This is a genomic window from Antrihabitans spumae (assembly GCF_043944905.1).
Lineage (GTDB): Bacteria > Actinomycetota > Actinomycetes > Mycobacteriales > Mycobacteriaceae > Antrihabitans > Antrihabitans spumae.
Genome location: NZ_JBIMSN010000111.1, coordinates 1 through 19461 on the forward strand (window position 1 = coordinate 1; position 19461 = coordinate 19461).

Annotated in this window: 19 protein-coding genes and 1 pseudogene; 18 read left to right on the forward strand and 2 right to left on the reverse strand. The window is 64.4% G+C overall.

Features of this window, described 5'->3' with window-relative positions:
* Positions 1-171 precede the first annotated feature (171 nt).
* The 6 genes from ACHIRB_RS23215 to recN are packed head-to-tail and all read left to right on the forward strand — an operon-like array spanning position 172 to position 6010.
* Positions 172-1155 (forward strand): tetratricopeptide repeat protein, encoded by a 984-nt coding sequence (locus ACHIRB_RS23215; RefSeq protein ID WP_395126284.1) that lies wholly within the window; start codon positions 172-174, stop codon positions 1153-1155.
* The gene (locus tag ACHIRB_RS23220) at positions 1152-2213 is read left to right on the forward strand and encodes an HAD-IIA family hydrolase (RefSeq protein ID WP_395126285.1); all 1062 of its coding nucleotides are present in this window, start codon (positions 1152-1154) and stop codon (positions 2211-2213) included. The genes ACHIRB_RS23215 and ACHIRB_RS23220 overlap by 4 nt, the downstream gene beginning before the upstream one ends.
* Positions 2214-2224: 11 nt before the next feature.
* Positions 2225-2467 carry a hypothetical protein gene (locus ACHIRB_RS23225; RefSeq protein WP_395118153.1) on the forward strand — a complete coding sequence of 81 codons (243 nt, stop codon included), beginning with the start codon at positions 2225-2227 and terminating at the stop codon, positions 2465-2467.
* Position 2468: 1 nt separating this feature from the next.
* Complete coding sequence (locus tag ACHIRB_RS23230; protein WP_395118155.1) at positions 2469-3293, forward strand: TlyA family RNA methyltransferase; 825 nt, start codon at positions 2469-2471, stop codon at positions 3291-3293.
* Positions 3290-4231, forward strand: coding sequence for an NAD kinase (locus ACHIRB_RS23235; protein WP_395126286.1), 942 nt, complete (start codon positions 3290-3292; stop codon positions 4229-4231). Before ACHIRB_RS23230 ends, ACHIRB_RS23235 begins: the two co-directional genes overlap by 4 nt.
* Before the next feature lie 3 nt (positions 4232-4234).
* On the forward strand, positions 4235-6010 hold the full coding sequence (recN, locus tag ACHIRB_RS23240; RefSeq protein WP_395118159.1) for a DNA repair protein RecN: 1776 nt from the start codon (positions 4235-4237) through the stop codon (positions 6008-6010).
* A 13-nt stretch (positions 6011-6023) separates the two neighbouring features.
* Here the strand turns inward: recN and ACHIRB_RS23245 are convergent, their stop codons facing one another.
* Complete coding sequence (locus tag ACHIRB_RS23245) at positions 6024-6452, reverse strand: SRPBCC family protein (RefSeq protein WP_395126287.1); 429 nt, start codon at positions 6450-6452, stop codon at positions 6024-6026.
* A gap of 148 nt (positions 6453-6600) precedes the next feature.
* On the opposite strand from ACHIRB_RS23245, the gene steA reads away from it, so the two are divergent.
* The 12 genes from steA (at position 6601) to ACHIRB_RS23305 (ending at position 19136) form a co-directional block, all read left to right on the forward strand.
* Positions 6601-7785 (forward strand): putative cytokinetic ring protein SteA, encoded by a 1185-nt coding sequence (steA, locus tag ACHIRB_RS23250; protein WP_199708536.1) that lies wholly within the window; start codon positions 6601-6603, stop codon positions 7783-7785.
* Positions 7782-8717: a copper transporter gene (locus ACHIRB_RS23255; protein WP_395118163.1), complete on the forward strand. Its 936-nt coding sequence runs from the start codon at positions 7782-7784 to the stop codon at positions 8715-8717. Before steA ends, ACHIRB_RS23255 begins: the two co-directional genes overlap by 4 nt.
* Before the next feature lie 141 nt (positions 8718-8858).
* Positions 8859-10616, forward strand: a complete 1758-nt coding sequence (locus ACHIRB_RS23260; RefSeq protein ID WP_395118165.1) for a CTP synthase — start codon at positions 8859-8861, stop codon at positions 10614-10616.
* Complete coding sequence (locus ACHIRB_RS23265) at positions 10613-11242, forward strand: NUDIX domain-containing protein (protein WP_395118167.1); 630 nt, start codon at positions 10613-10615, stop codon at positions 11240-11242. The genes ACHIRB_RS23260 and ACHIRB_RS23265 overlap by 4 nt, the downstream gene beginning before the upstream one ends.
* A complete protein-coding gene (gene xerD, locus ACHIRB_RS23270) occupies positions 11184-12167 on the forward strand; it encodes a site-specific tyrosine recombinase XerD (protein ID WP_199708539.1) in 984 nt (327 codons plus the stop codon). The genes ACHIRB_RS23265 and xerD overlap by 59 nt, the downstream gene beginning before the upstream one ends.
* 201 nt (positions 12168-12368) lie before the next feature.
* Complete coding sequence (locus ACHIRB_RS23275; RefSeq protein WP_307829972.1) at positions 12369-13220, forward strand: ParA family protein; 852 nt, start codon at positions 12369-12371, stop codon at positions 13218-13220.
* On the forward strand, positions 13145-14038 hold the full coding sequence (locus ACHIRB_RS23280; RefSeq protein WP_395118169.1) for a segregation and condensation protein A: 894 nt from the start codon (positions 13145-13147) through the stop codon (positions 14036-14038). Before ACHIRB_RS23275 ends, ACHIRB_RS23280 begins: the two co-directional genes overlap by 76 nt.
* Positions 14039-14073: 35 nt before the next feature.
* Entirely contained in the window at positions 14074-14739 is a 666-nt protein-coding gene (gene scpB, locus ACHIRB_RS23285) for an SMC-Scp complex subunit ScpB (protein ID WP_395118176.1), read from the forward strand.
* A gap of 748 nt (positions 14740-15487) precedes the next feature.
* Positions 15488-16213 carry a pseudouridine synthase gene (locus ACHIRB_RS23290; RefSeq protein ID WP_395118171.1) on the forward strand — a complete coding sequence of 242 codons (726 nt, stop codon included), beginning with the start codon at positions 15488-15490 and terminating at the stop codon, positions 16211-16213.
* A 23-nt stretch (positions 16214-16236) separates the two neighbouring features.
* Complete coding sequence (gene cmk, locus ACHIRB_RS23295) at positions 16237-16899, forward strand: (d)CMP kinase (protein ID WP_395118178.1); 663 nt, start codon at positions 16237-16239, stop codon at positions 16897-16899.
* Positions 16896-18329, forward strand: a complete 1434-nt coding sequence (gene der / locus ACHIRB_RS23300) for a ribosome biogenesis GTPase Der (RefSeq protein ID WP_395118173.1) — start codon at positions 16896-16898, stop codon at positions 18327-18329. The genes cmk and der overlap by 4 nt, the downstream gene beginning before the upstream one ends.
* Positions 18330-18371: 42 nt before the next feature.
* Positions 18372-19136 carry an acyl-[acyl-carrier-protein] thioesterase gene (locus ACHIRB_RS23305; RefSeq protein ID WP_199708544.1) on the forward strand — a complete coding sequence of 255 codons (765 nt, stop codon included), beginning with the start codon at positions 18372-18374 and terminating at the stop codon, positions 19134-19136.
* Between the two features lie 20 nt (positions 19137-19156).
* Here the strand turns inward: ACHIRB_RS23305 and ACHIRB_RS23310 are convergent.
* A pseudogene (locus ACHIRB_RS23310) lies at positions 19157-19461 on the reverse strand (hypothetical protein); the annotation flags it as partial.

Consider the following 19461-nt stretch of genomic DNA (forward strand, 5'->3'; position numbering starts at 1 on the left):
CGCCGAACATACTTTCCGAAAGGGGACCCAGACAACTGGGTCCCCTTTCGTCATTTGTGCCTAAAATTGGTCAACGAACGAATTTGCTCGATACGGCAAATGATTGATATCGAACACAAATCTTCAATTACAGAGCGGTTCAACAACAGAGCGGCGCGAGAGGAATCGACTGTGACGGACCGAAGTGGTGATCGCAAGTCCTTCCGTGGTGGAAATCCATCGAGCGGACGCCGCGATGGTGCACAGGGAGATCGCGGCAGCAATAGCGGAAGTGGCTCCGGATCGGACCGCAGTGGTGGTGCAGGCAGGACGGGCGGCGCAGGCGCATCAGGTGGTCGCGGCGGTTCGTACGGCGGCAACAGGCAAGGCGGAGCCGGCCAAGGCGGCGGACCCCGTCAGGACGGTCCTCGTCGTCGCGGTGGCGAAGGCGGATTCGCGGGCCGCTTGGGTGACAGCTCGGCCGGACGCCGGCCACCACGTCCCGAAGAGCCCGACCTACCCGACGACATCACACCGAGCGACCTCGACGCAGTTGTACGTCGCGATCTGCTCAGCCTCGACAAGTCCAACGCCGAAGCCGTTGCACGGCACCTGGTCATGGTCGCCAATCTGCTCGACGACGACCCGCGCCTCGCACTTGCACACGCTCGCGCCGCACGGCAGCGGGCGGGTCGAATTGCTGTCGTACGCGAAACTGCAGGCGTTGCTGCCTACCACGCGGGCGAGTGGGCTGAGGCGTTGTCCGAACTGCGCGCCGCACGCCGAATGGCAGGCGGCCCAGGACTTTTGGCTGTCATGGCCGACTGCGAACGTGGCCTCGGCCGCCCCGAGCGTGCCATCGAACTCGGTCGTAGCGATGAAGCCCGCGCACTGACGGGCGACGACGCAAGCGAACTGCGGATCGTCGTTGCAGGTGCTCGAATGGACCTCGGCGAATACGACCAGGCCGTCGTGACCCTGCAGACCGCAGACCTGGACCCAGCTCGAACGGGTCCTGGCCCCGCGCGCCTCTTTTACGCCTACGCCGATGCGCTCGTCGCGGCCGGGCGTACCGACGAGGGTGTCAAATGGTTCCTCAACTCGGCGTCCGCAGATCTCGAAGGTGATACCGATGCGGAGGAGCGCGTCGCGGAACTGTCCGGCGGCGGCGAGTGACACCGGCAGCTTCGACACCGGCAGCGTCGACATCGGCTCCGCTTCGGCAGGGCTACGAATGCCTTCTGCTCGACCTCGACGGCACGCTGTACCGGGGGAGCGACGTAGTGCCAGGCGCTGTGCAGGCCCTCGAAGGATCTACTGAGCGACTGCTTTTCGTCACGAACAATGCCAGCAAAAGCCCGGCGGCCGTTGCGCGCCACCTGTCCGATCTCGGATTCGTCGCGTCGGAAAACGACGTGGTGACGAGTTCGCAGGCAGCTGCGCGGCTGCTCGCCGAGCGTCTCGAATCAGGATCGAAAGTGCTGATCGTGGGCACGCAGGCACTGGCCGACGAGGTAGAACTTCTCGGCCTCGTCGCTGTCCGGAGCGCGGACGACGAGCCTGCCGCGGTCGTCCAAGGGCATTCGATGGAGACAGCGTGGCCCGCCCTGGCCGAGGCTGCCTTCGCAATCAGGGCCGGTGCGCTGTGGATCGCGACCAATACCGACGCCACGCTCCCGACCGAACGTGGACTCGCACCAGGCAATGGTTCGATGGTCGCCGCAGTGCGGGCGGCGACCGATCGCGACCCCATCGTCGCGGGCAAGCCCGCAGCGCCGCTGCTCGAAGATGCATTGCAGCGCAGTGGAACTCGATCTGCCATGGTCGTCGGAGATCGTCTCGACACCGACATCGAGGGTGCCAACACTGTCGGTCTCGACTCACTTCTCGTTCTTTCGGGCGTCAGCACCGCAGACGACCTGTTACGGGCACTCCCTGACCGCCGACCCACATATCTCGCGTTCTCGCTGGCGTCGCTCGATCAACCGAGCTCTGACCCTGGCGACAGCTGGTCGGCGAAGTTCACCGGAACCGATATCGAACTGTCCGGTTCGGGGGACGCGACCGCTGCTCTGGCTGTGACCGCCGCGATCGCGTGGGCGCACCCTGAGTTCGGAGCGGTCGTCACATCGTCGCCGGAAGCCGAGGACGCTGTCCGATCATGGACGAACCAGTCGGATCGCACGTCCACGCTGGCCGTTTCGTTGCCAGCACCGCCTCGCGATATCGACTAGCGTTGACGCCGATGAGCATGCCGATACCTCGACCAGGACACCACCTGCCCGGACCCAACCACCCGGGCGATCCGACCATGTCGTTTGCAGATCCGCACGAAGTACATGCGGAGGTCGAAGCCCTGCTCGGGCGGCTCGGTACCTCGACGCTCGAAGACGGAACGCGTCTGGAGTCGATTCCCGAGCAGGCGAAAATCTTGGAACAGGCGCACGACGTGTTGGTCGCAGCGCTGGCCACCGTGGACAAGATCTGAGGTGGTCCGGCGGGCGCGGGTCGACGCCGAGCTGGTGCGGAGAGGTCTTGCGCGCTCGCGCGAGCATGCTGTGGAGCTGATCGGCTCCGGACGCGTCCTCATCGGCGGTTCGGTTGCATCCAAGGCTGCGACAGCGGTCGAGCCAGGCACCCCCTTGCTCGTCAAAGACATCCCGGACGAAGTGTCCTGGGCGTCGCGAGGTGCACACAAACTACTCGGTGCGCTGGCGGCTTTCGAACCACACGGGCTCAGGGTCGACGGCAAGCGCTGCCTCGACGCAGGAGCCTCGACGGGCGGATTCACCGACGTTCTTCTCCAACGTGGCGCGTCCGAAGTTGTCGCCGTCGACGTGGGCTACGGCCAGTTGGTGTGGCGCCTGCAGTCCGACGACCGAGTTCGCGTTCTCGACAGAACCAACGTCCGCTCGATCGACGCCGACGCGATCGGGGGAGCCGTCGAAGTCGTTGTATCCGACCTGTCCTTCATCTCGTTGAGCTTGGTACTACCTGCGCTGGCAGCGTGCGTCGCCCCGAACGCCGACCTGGTTCCGATGGTCAAACCGCAGTTCGAAGTCGGTAAAGAGCGGGTGGGCGCAGGTGGCGTAGTCCGTGACCCTGCGTTGCGTGCCGAAGTTGTTCTCGACGTTGCGAAATCTGCTGCTGCCCTTGGGCTTCGGACGCTCGGAGTGGTCGCAAGTCCGCTGCCGGGTCCGTCCGGCAATGTCGAATATTTCCTGTGGCTCCGCGCCGGTGCAGCGCAGGAGCCCGACGACGAGGCACGAGTATCTGCACTTATCGCCACAGCGATCCAGGAGGGTCCACAGTGAACGAGTCGGCGCAGGAGCGTCGGGAGATTCTGGTGGTTGCGCACCCCGGTCGCACCGACATCTCCGACACCGCGCACCGGGTTGCGAAGATTTTTGCCGATGCAGGCATCGCGATCAGAGTGCTCGCGGACGAGGCATACAGCACGCAGATAGAGCAGACTCCGGACGAGGAATCGGGCACATCGGCTCGTCGCGTCACAGTTGTCGAAGCGAAGCCCGACGCTGCGGTCGGGTGTGAAATGGTCCTCGTACTCGGCGGCGACGGCACCTTTCTCCGGGCTGCCGAACTCGCGCAGGTCGCGTCGATCCCGGTCCTCGGAATCAACCTCGGTCGGATCGGTTTCCTGACGGAGGCCGAGGCAGAGCACCTGGATGTTGCACTCGCACAGGTGGTTCGGCGCGATTACCGAGTCGAGAACCGGATGACGATCGATGTTGTGGTCACCCTCGACGACGAGGTGGTCGATCGTGGGTGGGCGCTGAACGAGGCAAGCATAGAAAACGAATCACGCCTCGGCGTGCTCGAAGTCGTCCTCGAAGTCGACGGTAGGCCCGTGTCTGCTTTCGGGTGCGACGGCGTGCTGATCTCGACTCCTACCGGGTCGACTGCATACGCATTTTCGGCAGGTGGACCTGTCGTGTGGCCCGAACTCGAAGCGATACTCGTCATCCCGAGCAATGCCCATGCACTGTTCGCTCGTCCGTTGGTCACCAGCCCGGAATCGGTGATCGCCGTCGAATCCGTTGCGACGGGCCACGATGCGTTGGTGTTTCTCGACGGACGCCGGACCATGAGACTGCCACGAGGTGGACGGGTCGAAGCCGTGCGGGGCAACAATCCGGTGCGGTGGGTACGGCTGGACTCAGCGCCGTTCGCCGATCGGATGGTTCGTAAATTCGAGCTGCCCGTCACGGGTTGGCGCGGAAGGAAGAATTAACAAGTGCTAGCGGAAATTCGGATCGATGGCCTCGGCGTCATCTCGAAGGCGAGTGCCCAGTTCCACGAGGGATTGACGGTTCTCACCGGCGAGACAGGCGCAGGCAAGACGATGGTCGTCACGAGTCTGCATCTGCTGAGCGGCGCCCGCGCCGACCCGGGCCGAGTGCGACTCGGTGCGACACGTGCGGTTGTGGAGGGGCGCTTCACGATCGACGACGTGCACGAGGCCGCGCAGACAGAGGTCGCTCGAGTGCTGGAAGCAGCGGGTGGTGAGGCCGACGAGGACGGCAGCATCATCGCGTTGCGGACGGTCGGCAGCGACGGCAGGTCGCGCGCGCACCTTGGCGGTCGCAGTGTGCCGGCAGGCGTGCTTTCGGAGTTCACAAGTCCGCTGTTGACCGTGCACGGCCAGAACGATCAGCTCCGACTGCTCAAGCCGGAGCAGCAGCGAAACGCTCTCGACCGGTTCGCTGCGGATTCCGTCGGTCCACTGGTGACCAAATATGTGACGCTGCGTCGAAAGTGGCTCGATGCCCGAACCCAGTTGCTCGAGCGAACACAAAAGAGCCGAGAACTCGCGCAGGAGGCCGACAGGCTGCAGTTCGCGCTGACCGAAATCGACAACGTTGCTGCGCAACCAGGCGAAGACGTGACGATCGTCGGCGAGGTGCGCAGGCTGAGCGAACTCGATTCGCTGCGTGAGGCAGCTACGGGTGCGCAGGGCGCTCTGGTTGGTGCGGATGCGGATTTCGGTCCGTCGTCCGACGCCGATGGTGCTCTCGATCTACTCGGGTCGGCACGGTCGAAGGTGGAGAGCATCGAGGATCCGGCGTTGCGGGCATTGGGTCCGCGCCTGGACGAGGCGATCGCGATCGTCAGCGATCTGTCTGCGGAATTGACGTCGTATCTGGCGGATCTGCCGTCGGACCCGAACGCCCTCGACACTCTGTTGATACGTCAAGCAGAGTTGAAGCAGCTGACGAGAAAGTACGCAGCCGACGTCGACGGCGTGCTCGCTTGGGCCGACGAGGCCCGCGAGCGGTTGACCAAGATCGACGTCTCCGCCGAAGCGCTCGCAGACCTCGCGACGAAGGTCGACGAGAACGCAGCTGCGCTTGCGGTTGCAGCGACGAAGCTGACCGCCGCACGCGTCAAGGCCGCTGCGAAGTTGTCGAAGGCGGTCAGCACCGAGCTCGGCGGCCTGGCCATGGGCAAAGCCCGCCTCGAGGTCGAGGTCCGCGAACTGCCTGCGGGACCACAGGATTCGGCACCGCTGGTCATCGACGGCCGTGACGTGCATGCCGGTTCCGCGGGTGTCGACGAGGTCGAGTTCAGGTTGTCGGCGCATTCGGGGGCGCAGTCGCTCCCCATCAGCAAGAGCGCATCAGGCGGTGAGTTGTCGCGAGTCATGTTGGCGCTGGAAGTTGTGCTTGCAGGTTCGGACCGTGGGGCGACGATGGTGTTCGACGAGGTCGACGCCGGCGTCGGTGGCCGAGCGGCCGTCGAGATCGGTCGCAGGCTCGCGCGTTTGGCGCGCACCCATCAGGTGATCGTCGTGACGCACCTACCGCAGGTGGCGGCGTTCGCCGACACGCACCTTGTGGTCGACAAGTCCGACAACGCCAAGGGCGTCGTCAACAGCGGTGTGAAAGCGTTGACCGACGAAGAGCGGGTCAAAGAGTTGGCACGGATGCTGGCCGGCCTCGATGACACCGAGACCGGCCGCGCCCATGCCGAGGAACTACTAGCGACGGCGAATGCAGAGCGTTGTGCGTGAACAGCTGACCTGATCAGGCCCGCTTGGCTGCTTCCTTGCGTGCACCGGAGACGAATGCACCGATGAGCGCCTTGAGGCCGAGCGAGAGCACCTTGCTCGGAACGGGCAGCTTGGGCTCGGATTCCATCGTGTAGACCACGCGCGTGCCATTCGCGGCGTCGGTGAACGCGATCGTTCCGACGTGGCGCTTGACCGGTGCGCCGGCGACGATTTTGTAGACGATCCGCTCACCGGGGACGAGGTCGACGATCTGCTCCGACACGCCTAGCGGGCCGAGGCCGAGGAAGTGCACGGCGCCGACGCCCTGGCGTTCGGTGGTGCCTGCGGACTTGAGCCGGGTCGAGATCGGCAGGAAGTCGCCGTTGTTCTCACGGTCGGCGAAGATGCTGTAAACGACGTCACGTGGTGCTTCGATCACGGTGTCGACGGTGTAGCTGGCCATCTGAATCCTTTCGAAGAGTCGGCTCAGCCTATCCAGGCCGGCTCGAGCCTGGATTTCGGTCGATCAGTTGGTGCCCATGTGACTGATGTGGTAGTTGATTCGGCGCGCCTCCACGATCTGGAGGTGTACCACGGCCATCATCGTGGTCATGAAACTTGCGGCGTTGTTGTCCCGAAGCACCGAGTCGCTGCCCGGAGTCAGCGGCATTGCCAGAGTCGATCGCAACACCGCCCGGCTGCTACGCCGGGTGGGTCCGGGCGACATCGTGATCCTCGACGAACTGGACCTCGACCGAATCACCGCTGACGCACTCGTCGAAGCCGGCGTGCTCGCGGTGGTCAACGCGTCGCCGTCCATCTCGGGGCGCTACCCCAACCTCGGCCCGGAGGTCGTTGTCGCGAACGGCATTTCGCTGATCGATGCGACCAACGACGACGTCTTCAAGAAGGTCAAGGACGGTTCGAAGATCCGGCTCGACGAGGGCAATGTCTACGCGGGGGAGCGTCGTCTCGCCGAGGGACGTGAACTCACCGAAGCCGAGATCTCGGATCGGATGATCGAAGCCAAGAGCGGCCTCGCGGCGCACTTGGAAGCGTTCTCCGGCAACACGATCGAGTTCGTTCGTACCGAGAGCCCACTGCTGATCGACGGCATCGGCGTTCCGGATATCGACCTCAATCTCAAGGACCGCCACGTCGTCGTCGTCGCAGACGGACCCGATCACGTCGCCGACCTCAAGAACCTCAAGCCGTTCATCAAGGAATACGCACCGATTCTCATCGGCGTCGGAACCGCTGCCGACACGTTGATGAAGGCCGGCTACCGACCCGACCTCATCGTCGGCGATCCGGAAGACATCACGACCGCGACGTTGCGCAGCGGCGCCGAAGTGGTGCTGCCTGCCGACTCGGACGGCCACGCCAAGGGTCTGGAGCGGATCCAGGACCTCGGTATCGGTGCCGTCACCTTCCCCGCGTCCGGCTCACCAGCGGACCTGGCACTACTGCTCGCCGACCACCACGGTGCAGCGTTGATCGTGACGGTCGGCGCAGCAGCGACGCTGGACGAATTCTTCGATCGTGGCCGCCGCGACAGCAATCCGGCGACCTTCCTGACGCGTCTCAAGGTCGGCGCCAAACTGGTCGACGCAAAGGCAGTCGCGACGCTGTATCGCAGCCGAGTGTCCGGTGGTGCGATCGCACTGCTCATCATGGCTGCGCTCGTCGCCGTCATCGTCGCCCTCGTCGCGTCGAACATGGGTGGTGAGACGCTCGATTGGGCGATTGCAACCTGGAACAGCTTCGTCACGTGGGCGCAGGGGCTGCTCGAGTGATATCTCTACGGCAACATGCGATTTCGATCGCTGGGATCTTTCTCGCACTTGCCATCGGGGTAGTGCTCGGGTCCCAGACGATCGCATCCGGCGTGCTGTCCAGCTTGCGTGACGACAAGAGCGGCCTGCAAGGCACGGTCGACGAGCTCGAAAACACGAACAACCAGCTACAGATCGCCCTCGGTTCGTCCGACAGTTTCGAAGCAGCGAACGCCGGACGGATTCTGCAGAACGCTCTTGCTCAGCGGTCGGTCGTCATCTTCACGACACCGGACGCCGACCCTGCCGACCTCGACGGCGTCGTGAAGTCGGTCGAGGCAGCAGGTGCGAGTGTCTCGGGCAGGGTTGGTCTCACGGACGCGTTCGTCGATCCCGCCAATGGCGATCGGCTTCGCACCACATTGACGAACGTCATTCCGGCCGGTGTGCAGTTGCGAACGGGTGCCGTCGATCAGGGCAGCATCGCCGGCGATCTGCTCGGGTCCGTCCTGCTGCTGAACCCCGAGACGGCGCAGCCACAGAGCTCGCCCGAGGAACTGACGCTCGCGCTGGATACGTTGCGCGGCGGCGGCTTCGTCGAATACGACCAGGTTCGGCCTGCGCAGCTGGCCATAGTCCTCACCGGCGGCACGACAGGCGGCGAAGGCAACCGAGGCGCGATCGTGGCTCGTTTCGCCGGAGCGTTGGATTCGCGTGGGGCAGGCACCGTTCTCGCGGGCAGGCCCGGCTCGGCGGAGGGCAACGGTGCAATCGCCGTCGCACGAGCCGATGCCGCACTTGCCTCGACGGCGTCGACGGTCGACAACGTCGATCGTGAGGCCGGACGGATCACGAGCGTGCTTGCGCTACAAGAACAGTTGACCGGCGCATCGGGTCGTTACGGCACGGGTCCGAAGGCGACCGCCGTGACGGTGGGGGCGCTGCCGAGCTAGCAGACGAGGACCTCAGCGACACGCCAAGAGTGCGTCGTTGGGTCGAACGTGCGCGCAAGTGTTACCGTGAAGTCCCGTGGGACAGCAGGCCCCAGCACCATTCGCAGAGCCAAGACCTGCAGCGTCATCACGGGAGCGTCTGTGCAGAACTCGAGCGCGCATCAATCACGCGTGCAATCGCGTATAGCCACCAAACATATCTTCGTCAGCGGTGGTGTCGCATCCTCTCTCGGTAAGGGACTGACGGCGTCGAGCCTCGGGCAACTTCTGACCGCGCGCGGCTTGCGCGTGACGATGCAGAAATTGGATCCGTATCTCAACGTCGATCCAGGAACCATGAATCCGTTCCAGCACGGTGAGGTGTTCGTCACCGAGGACGGCGCGGAGACCGACCTCGATGTCGGCCACTACGAGCGCTTCCTCGATCGCGACCTCTCCGGCTTCGCGAACGTGACGACCGGTCAGGTGTACTCGACCGTCATCGCGAAGGAGCGACGAGGCGAATACCTCGGCGACACGGTTCAGGTGATTCCGCACATCACCGACGAGATCAAGGCTCGCATCCTCGCGATGAGCGGTCCGGACCTCGAGGACCAGACTCCGGACGTCGTCATCACCGAAATCGGTGGCACTGTCGGCGACATCGAGTCGCAGCCGTTCCTCGAAGCGGCTCGTCAGGTCCGCCACGATGTCGGCCGCGACAACGTCTTCTTCCTGCACGTCTCGCTCGTGCCGTACCTCGCGCCGTCGGGGGAGTTGAAGACGAAGCCGACGCAGCACTCCGTTGCGGCGTTGCGCAGCATAGGTATTCAGCCCGATGCGCTCATCCTGCGCAGCGACCGTGACGTCCCGCCGGCGTTGAAGAACAAGATCGCGCTGATGTGCGACGTCGAGGTCGACGGTTGCATCTCGACCCCTGACGCGCCGTCGATCTACGACATTCCCAAGGTGCTGCACCGCGAAGGGCTCGACGCCTACGTCGTCCGCAAGCTCGGTCTGCCGTTCCGGGACGTCGATTGGACGGTGTGGGGCGATCTGCTCGAGCGGGTCCACGAGTCGCGTGAATGCGTCGAAGTGGCACTCGTCGGCAAATACGTCGACCTCCCCGACGCCTACCTCTCGGTGACCGAAGCACTGCGCGCCGGTGGCTTCGCGCACCGCTCGAAGGTCGAAATTCGCTGGGTTCCGTCCGATCAGTGCGAGACACCTGCCGGTGCGCAGGCAGCCCTCGGCGACGTGGATGCGGTGCTGATTCCCGGTGGTTTCGGCATTCGTGGGATCGAAGGCAAGGTCGGCGCGATCAGCTACGCACGCAGGCGTGGGATCCCGACGCTCGGACTGTGCCTCGGCCTGCAGTGCATGGTCATCGAGGCCGCGCGCTCGGTCGGACTCGACGACGCCAACTCGGCCGAATTCGACCCCGACACCGAACATCCGGTGATCGCAACGATGGCCGATCAGGTCGACATCGTCGCAGGCGAAGCTGATCTCGGTGGCACGATGCGCCTCGGTGCCTACCCGGCGGTCCTCACCAGAGGGTCCGTGGTGGCACATGCCTACGGCAGCGAGACGGTCTCCGAACGTCATCGCCACCGCTTCGAGGTCAACAACACCTATCGCGACAAGATCGCGTCGAGTGGTCTGCGCTTCAGCGGCACCTCGCCGGACGGTCAACTCGTCGAGTTCGTCGAACTGCCCGCCAGCGAGCATCCGTTCTTCGTCGCGACGCAGGCGCATCCGGAGCTGAAGAGTCGGCCGACCCGTCCGCATCCGCTGTTCTCGGCATTTATCAGCGCTGCGCTGAAATACAAAGCAGCAGAGCAGCTTCCGGTGGAGTTCGACGACGATGCCGCCGAGGAGTCGGACGCTGCCGAGAGTGAAACGGCAAGCGCGGAATGACGGATAGGCACGAGTTCGAGACGGTCTCCAGCAAGACGATCTACGACGGCGCGATCCTTGCGTTGCGGCTGGATCAGGTCGCCATGCCGGGCGGTCGGGTCGTCGAACGTGAGGTCGTCGAGCATCACGGGGCCGTAGCGGTCGCCGCACTCGACGCGGACGACAAGCTGGTGCTGATCGATCAATATCGGCATCCCGTCGCTACGCGGCTGCTCGAATTGCCCGCCGGTCTGATCGACGTCCCCGACGAGGATCCACTGGCTGCGGCCAAGCGTGAGCTTGCCGAAGAGACGGGCCTGGCGGCCGGGCGTTGGTCGGTTCTCGTCGACGTCGTGCTGTCGCCCGGATTCACCGACGAGGAGCTGCGCGTCTACCTCGCCGAGGATCTGACGACGACGGATCAGCCGGAACCGGAGAACGAGGAAGCGGACCTGCGGGTTGTTCGAATGTCGCTCGACGACGCGGCTGCCGCTGCGTTCCGGGGCGAGATCACCAACGCCACCGCGGTTGCCGGAATTCTTGCGCTGGTGTCGGCGCGGGCGTCCGGTATCGAGCCGCGGCCAGCGGATGCGCCGTGGCCGGGTCGTCCGACGACCTTCGCCAACCGCAAGGCCGAACAGGCCTGATGTGCTCGCGCGAGAGCTGCAGACCTACCTCGACCATCTCGCGGTAGAACGCGGCGTCGCGAAGAACACGCTCAGCTCCTATCGACGCGATCTCGATCGCTATTCGGGCTTTCTCGACGACCGGGGAATCGCGTCGCTGTCGGATGTGACCGAAGCCGACATCACCGACTTCACGGTGTCGCTGCGTCGCGGCGTTCCGGATGCCGGTCTGCCCGCTCTGGCGGCGAGTTCGGCGGCGCGGGCACTCATCGCTGTTCGGGGACTCCACAAGTTCGCGACCCTGGAAGGCATCACGTCGACAGACGTCGCCCATGCGGTGAAGCCGCCGACGCCGGGTCGGCGGCTGCCGAAGTCGTTGCCGTTCGACGACGTCCTTTCCCTCCTCGAAGCGTCGGGCGGTACGAGTGCGACCGACGGTCCACGATCGTTGCGGGACCGAGCCATGCTCGAGTTGCTCTATTCGACCGGTGCCCGCATCTCGGAAGCGGTCGGACTCGACGTCGACGACATCGACGTGGAGGATCGAGCGGTCCTGCTACGTGGCAAAGGTGGCAAGCAGCGGTTGGTGCCGATCGGTCGGCCTGCCGTTGCTGCCATCGACGCCTACCTGGTCCGTGGCCGACCCGCATTGGTATCGCGAGCTCAGCCGGCGCTGTTCCTCAACGTGCGCGGCGGCAGGTTGTCGAGGCAGAGTGCCTGGCAGGTTTTGCAGACTTCGGCAGAGCGTGCCGGCATCTCGACCGGCGTGAGTCCGCACACACTGCGGCACTCGTTCGCGACGCATCTACTCGACGGTGGTGCGGACGTGCGCGTGGTGCAGGAGTTACTGGGGCATGCTTCTGTGACGACGACTCAGATCTACACGCTGGTCACCATCAACGCGTTGCGTGAGGTGTGGGCAGGTGCTCATCCGCGGGCTCGGTAGTGCGTATGCGTGTCCGGGCACAGCTCCGGCTGACGAGGCGGTAGGTTCTATCCAAGTTGCGGCATCACTCGTCGTCCGGGTGGCAGCCGGGATGGATCGGGTGAGTTGTACGTCCGCTCAGATCAGGAAGATTCGAGACAGGGAGCACCGAACGTGAAGGCACCGCAGCGACCCGCAGCGGAGTCCGAGCAGCCCGAATCGATCTACACCCCAGGCGTCATGGGTCCGACAGGTCGCCCGGCTCGCAACATTCCCGAGCCGAAGCCGCTGTCCAGTCACGGACCCGCCCAGATCATCGCGATGTGTAACCAGAAGGGCGGCGTCGGCAAAACGACGTCGACCATCAATCTCGGTGCCTCGCTCGCCGAATACGGTCGCCGCGTTCTGCTCGTCGACCTCGATCCGCAGGGTGCGTTGTCCGCTGGTCTCGGCGTCGCACATCACGACCTCGAGCTGACTGTGCACAACCTGCTCGTCGAACGTCGTGTTTCCGTCGACGACGTACTGATGCGAACCCGCGTCGACAACATGGATCTGCTGCCGAGCAACATCGACCTGTCTGCCGCGGAGATTCAGCTTGTCAACGAAGTCGGCAGGGAACAGACACTCGGGCGCGCTCTCGATCCGGTCGTCGACCGTTACGACTACATCCTCATCGATTGCCAGCCCTCGCTCGGATTGCTCACGATCAACGCACTCGCGTGCGCCGAGGGCGTGATCATCCCGATGGAGTGCGAGTACTTCAGCCTGCGTGGGTTGGCGTTGCTCAACGACACCGTCGAGAAGGTGCACGATCGTCTCAACCCACGGTTGACGCTGTCCGGGATCGTCGTGACGATGTTCGACCCACGGACGTTGCACGCCCGCGAGGTGATGGCTCGTGTGGTCGAGGTGTTCGGCGACGTCGTCTACGACTCCGTCATCAACAGAACCGTCCGTTTTCCCGAAACAAGCGTCGCCGGTGAGCCGATCACGACATGGGCACCCAAATCCCATGGCGCAGAGGCATATCGAGCGCTGGCACGCGAGGTCATCCACCGGTCCACGTCGTGACCGCCGAGGTCGCGACGACGACCGAACCCGATGCTGAGCAAGGTGGATTTCGGGTCCGGCTGCGAAACTTCGAGGGTCCGTTCGACCTGCTGCTGACGTTGATCAATCAGCATCGACTCGACGTCACCGAGGTTGCTCTGCACACCGTCACCGACGACTTCATCGCCTATACGAAGGCGTTGGGGTCGCAGATGGACCTCGATCAGACAACCGAGTTTCTGGTCGTCGCTGCGACCCTGCTCGACCTCAAGGCAGCACGATTGTTGCCGTCCGGCGAGGTGGAGGACGCCGAAGACCTGGCGCTGTTGGAGGCACGTGACCTCCTGTTCGCCCGGCTGCTGCAGTACCGCGCCTACAAGCAGGTTGCCCAGTTCTTCGGTGAACTCGAGGCTGCCGCGCTGCGGAGATATCCGAGATCGGTGTCGTTGGAGGAACGCTTCGCCGGTCTGCTGCCGGAGGTGATGATCGGTGTCGCGCCGGCGCAGTTCGCACAGATTGCAGCAGCAGCATTTCGCCCACGTGAGGTCCCGACGGTCGGACTCGACCACCTCCACATGCCGAAAATCTCGATCGCCGAACAGGCGCAGTTCATGCTCGACATCCTGCAAGCAAGGGGAGAAGGGCAATGGACGTCCTTCGGCGAACTGACCGCCGACTGCACTCTGACCGTTCAGATCATCGCGCGCTTCCTCGGCCTGCTCGAACTGTTTCGCGAGAAGGCGATCGACTTCGAACAGCCGGATCCGCTCGGCGCACTCGCGGTCACCTGGACGGGTTCCGGCGAGGCTGTTCGGGCGAGGGACGTGGACTACGAATGAGTGAGGAAGCGGATGTGAGCGTGACCGACGTCGACATGAACGACGGGGTGGCCCTCGAGCCGGTGCTCCTCGACGACGACGCATTGCGATCCGCGTTGGAGGCAATGCTGCTCGTGATCGACTCGCCCGCCTCGGCGGAACTGCTTGCGGATGCAGTCGGGGATCGCGCCGAGCGAGTCGAGCAGCTGTTGCAGTCGATGGCGGCCGAGCTGACCGAACGCAGTAGCGGAATCGATCTGCGCTACGTCGGTGACGGGTGGCGTTATTACACACGTAGCGAGTACGCGCCCTACGTCGAACGGATGCTTCTCGACGGCGCACGGTCGAAGTTGACTCGCGCCGCTTTGGAAACTTTGGCAGTTGTGGCATACCGTCAACCGTTGACTCGCGCACGAGTCAGCGGTGTTCGTGGCGTCAATGTCGACGGTGTGATGCGAACTCTGCTGGCTCGCGGCCTGATCGCGGAGTCCGGTGTAGACCCGGATTCCAACGGCACTCAGTACGTGACCACCGAGCTCTTTCTGGAGCGACTCGGACTGGCGTCGCTGGCCGACCTGCCCGCATTGGCACCGCTGCTGCCGGGTGTCGACCTGATCGACGAGATCAACGACAGTGTTGAGATGGACAATAGATTTGCCCGGATGCGTAAGAATCCGGCCACAGAGCCCGGCCCGATGCCGGATCTCGAAACCGAAGATTGACAGGACAAGTTAAGTGAATAGACCCGCTCGCCGTGATGGCACACCGGACCGAAGTAAGCGAACAGACCCGAAGCAGGGTGGTTCTCCTAGAGCAGGCGCTCCGCGCGCCGGAGGATCCAGATCCGGCGCACCGCGCGCCGGAGGATCGAAATCGGGCGCACCAAGAACGGGTGGATCCAAGTTCGGCGCGGGCAAGTTCGACGGCCCCCGAACCGATGGACCCCGCTCCGATCGGAGCCGTTCGGACAATCCCCGCTCGGATCGTTCCGAACGTTCGGATCGTCCGAGGTTCGACGGTCCTCGTTCGGACAAGCCGCGTACCGATCGTCCGAGGTTCGACGGTCCGCGGACCGACGGTCCTCGTTCGGACAAGCCGCGCACCGATCGTCCGAGGTTCGATGGACCGCGCACCGATAGGCCACGTACCGACCGACCAAGGACCGACGGACCTCGGACGGGTGCTCCTCGTTCCGGTGCACCGTCGGATCGGGGTTACCAGGGCGATCGGGGTTACCAGGGCGATCGGGGTTACCAGGGAGACCGTCCGCAGTCGGGCCGTCCGCAATCGGATCGGCCCACCGGCCGCCCGAGTCGCGCGCCGAGCGAGCGGCCCAACCCGGCGGCCGCGTCGAACAAGCCCGAGCGTAAGAAGGCCGCGCCGGCCCCGAAGTTGAACAATGCGAAACCTGCGCGCCATCAGAATGCGGAGAACCCGAACCCTCAAGCCCGGTTGCCGTGGGGCGAGGGTGTGCGGTTGCAGAAGGTGCTCGCGAAAGCTGGCGTCGCCTCTCGCCGTGCCGCAGAAGAAATGATCGAGGCTGGACGCGTCGAGGTCGACGGTCGGATCGTCACCGAGCAGGGCATGCGCGTCGACCCGAAGACGGCAGTCGTCCGCGTCGACGGCACTCGCGTCATGATTCAGGAAGAGCTCGTTCATCTCGCGCTGAACAAGCCGCGCGGCTGGCAGTCGACGATGTCCGACGACCTTGGTCGCCCGTGTGTCGGCGACATTGTTGCCGAACGAATTGCAGCGGGGCAGCGGCTATTTCACGTCGGCCGTCTCGACGCCGACACCGAGGGTCTGCTGCTGCTGACCAACGACGGCGACCTCGCGCACCGATTGATGCACCCGTCCTTCGAGGTGTCGAAGACCTACATGGCGACGGTCTCCGGGATCGTATTGCGCGGTGTCGGTAAGGAATTGAAGGCCGGCGTCGAACTCGAAGACGGTCCCGCGAAGGTCGATTCGTTCTCCATCGTCGATGTCGGCGAAGGTTCGACATTGGTGAAAGTTGTTCTGCACGAAGGTCGTAAGCACATCGTGCGGCGTCTGCTCGAGGCCGTCGGACACCCGGTCATTCGCTTGGTGCGCACGGACATCGGTCCGGTTTCGCTCGGTGATCAACGGCCGGGCACGCTTCGCGTGATCGGTCGCGACGAGGTCGGCAAACTGTACGAAGGGGTTGGACTGTGAGCGAGATTCCTTTGATCGTGGCAATGGACGGACCATCGGGCACAGGAAAATCGAGCGTCTCGCGACGGCTTGCTACCCGCCTCGGTGCCAGTTACCTCGACACCGGAGCCATGTATCGCGTTGCGACGCTGCAGGTCCTGCGTTCCGGCGTCGAGCTGACCGACGCAGCCGCCATCGTCGCGGCGGTTGCGAATCTGCCGTTGACCATCGGCACGGATCCCAGCGGTGAGGTCGTGCTGCTCGACGGCGTCGACGTGTCCGACGAGATTCGCGGCGACGCGGTCACCAAGGCGGTCTCGGCAGTGTCGGCGGTCGGTGAGGTGCGTCAGCAACTCGTCGAGCTGCAGCGCCGGCTTACGGCAAGTGCTGATCGGATCGTCGTCGAAGGTCGTGACATCGGCACCGTTGTGCTGCCGGATGCGGACGTGAAGATCTACCTGACCGCGTCGGCGCAGGCTCGTGCCGAGCGTCGCAACGAGCAGAACGTCGCACAAGGTCGAGGCGACAACTTCGACGCGGTGCTCGCCGACGTCGAGCGTCGCGACAATCTCGACTCCACCCGAGCTGTCTCCCCGCTGCGGCCGGCGGACGATTCCGTGATCGTCGACACCAGTGAATTGGGCATAGAAGCAGTGATCGACAGGTTGTACGACGTTGTGTGTGAGAAGACAGGCGCCCTGCGATGAGTGAAGACGTAGGCGTCGAATACGCCGGAGACGGCATCTGGAACGAAGAAGCGGACTGGGAACTTGCCGATCTCGCCGAAGACGGCGAACTCGATGCTCATATCCCTATGCCCGTGCTTGCGGTCGTCGGCCGCCCGAACGTCGGAAAGTCGACGCTCGTGAATCGCATCATCGGCCGTCGCGAAGCAGTCGTCGAAGATGTTCCCGGTGTGACACGTGACCGTGTTTCCTACGAGGCGAACTGGGCCGGGCGCAAGTTCATGGTTCAGGACACCGGCGGCTGGGAGCCGGATGCGAAGGGGTTGCAGCAGTCCGTTGCGCGTCAGGCCGAGCTTGCTATGTCGACTGCGGACGCGATCCTGCTCGTCGTCGACGCCGTCGTCGGTTCGACAACGACCGACGAGGCCGTGGCACGTGTGCTGCGAAAGTCGACGACCCCGGTGATTCTGGTCGCCAACAAGGTCGACGATGCGCGTGGCGAGTCGGAGGCCGCGTCGCTGTGGTCGCTCGGACTCGGCGAGCCGCGTGCGGTCAGTGCAACGCACGGCCGCGGTACCGGTGACCTGCTCGACGATATTCTCGCGATCCTGCCGGAGACGCCGCGTGAAGGCGGTACGGGCCTCGGTCCGCGTCGCGTCGCGCTCGTCGGTAAGCCGAACGTCGGCAAGTCGAGCCTGATCAACCGGCTGTCCGGTGACGAGCGGTCTGTCGTGCACGACGTCGCCGGTACCACAGTCGATCCGGTCGACTCGCTTGTCGAACTCGGCGGCAAGACGTGGCGTTTCGTCGATACCGCCGGTCTGCGCAAGCGGGTCAGCCATGCGAGTGGTGCGGAGTTCTACGCGTCGCTGCGGACCAAGTCGGCGATCGATGCCGCCGAGGTCGTCATTCTGCTGATCGATGCGTCCGAGCCGCTCACAGAGCAGGACCTGCGGGTGCTGTCGATGATCGCCGACGCCGGTCGTGCGCTCGTGATCGCGTTCAACAAGTGGGATCTCGTCGACGAAGATCGACGGTTGCAGCTCGACAAGGAGATCGATCGCGAGCTTGCCCGCGTGCCGTGGGCGCAGCGAGTGAACATCTCCGCGAAGACCGGCCGCGCTGTCCAGAAGTTGGTTCCCGCCTTGGAAACTGCGCTCGAATCGTGGGACAAGCGCGTCCCGACGGGCCGACTCAACAACTGGCTCAAGGAAGTCATCGCTGCCACGCCACCACCGTTGCGTGGTGGTCGTCTGCCGCGAGTTATGTTCGCGACGCAGGCCGCGACGCGTCCGCCGACGTTCGTCCTGTTCACCACCGGGTTCCTCGAGGCAGGCTATCGCCGCTTCATCGAGAGGCGGCTGCGTGAAGAGTTCAACTTCGACGGCAGCCCGGTCAGAGTGTCGGTCCGCGTGCGGGAGAAGCGGGATCGGCCGGGCAAACGAGGCTGACGTGGTCGCCGCGGCGAGTGTGGCAACTGCCATACTCGCCGGATGGTGATCGCTACTCCGCTACCCGACAGTCCTGATGGTCTGGTTCCTTTCGAGACGTCGTGGCCGGTCCGATTGGCGGATACGGATTCCGATCAGCGGCTGCGGCTCGATGCCGTCGCGCGGTATCTGCAGGACATCGGGTACGAGCATCTCGAGGTGAGCGACGACGGCGACAACCACCGCGGTTGGGTGGTTCGCCGAACGGTTTTCGATGTGCTGGAACCGTTGGTGTTCGGCGAACGCGCGACGTTGCGGCGCTGGAGTTCTGCGCTGTCGAATCGTTGGTGCAATATGCGCGTCCAGATCGTCGGTGATCGCGGTGGCCGTATCGAAACCGAGGCGTTCCTCATCCACTTCGGCGAAGACTCCGGTCTGCCGACGCGAATGAGCGAGAAGTTCATGGCGCCGATGCTGGCGCACACCACCGAGCACAGACTGCGGTGGAAAGCTGCGCTGACCGAACCGATGCCCGGACCCGACGACGACGATGTGCATGCCATGCATTTCCCGCTGCGCATCACCGACCTCGATTGGCTAGGCCACGTCAACAACGCCGTGCACTTGCACGCAATCGAAGAGTTCCTTGCCGTCGACCCGAGTTTGATGAAGCCGCCGTACCGCGTCGTGATCGAATACGGCAAACCGCTGATGGCGGGGGAGGACGTGCTGGTGCTGGGTCGCCGGGACGGGTCCGCGCTGGACGTCTGGTTCGGCGTCGGCACCGGAATGCGCGCCGTGGCAAGGGTTTCCCCGCTCGAGGCGTAGTTGTACGACCATCCGCCGCGTCATCGGAGCGGCTCGTCGTCCATGAGGTAGTCGCCTGGGTGGTGGTAATAGTTGATTCTCGGTTTTCGTTGGGGATCGACGTGTGCGGGTGGTATCCACAGGATTCGGCCTGCGTGCGAGTGTCCGGGTGGTGCGGTGATGGTGTGCCAGTGCTTGTCGGTGAGCCCGGCGAGTTGGTGGTGGGAGTCGCAGGCGAGGGCGAGTTGGTCGACGTCGGTGTGCCCGTGTTGGGCGGCCCATTCCCTGCAGTAGGGTCGGCCACGGGCGCGGTGCCCGCGTTGCCGCGGGTCCGTTTCCCGTGGCC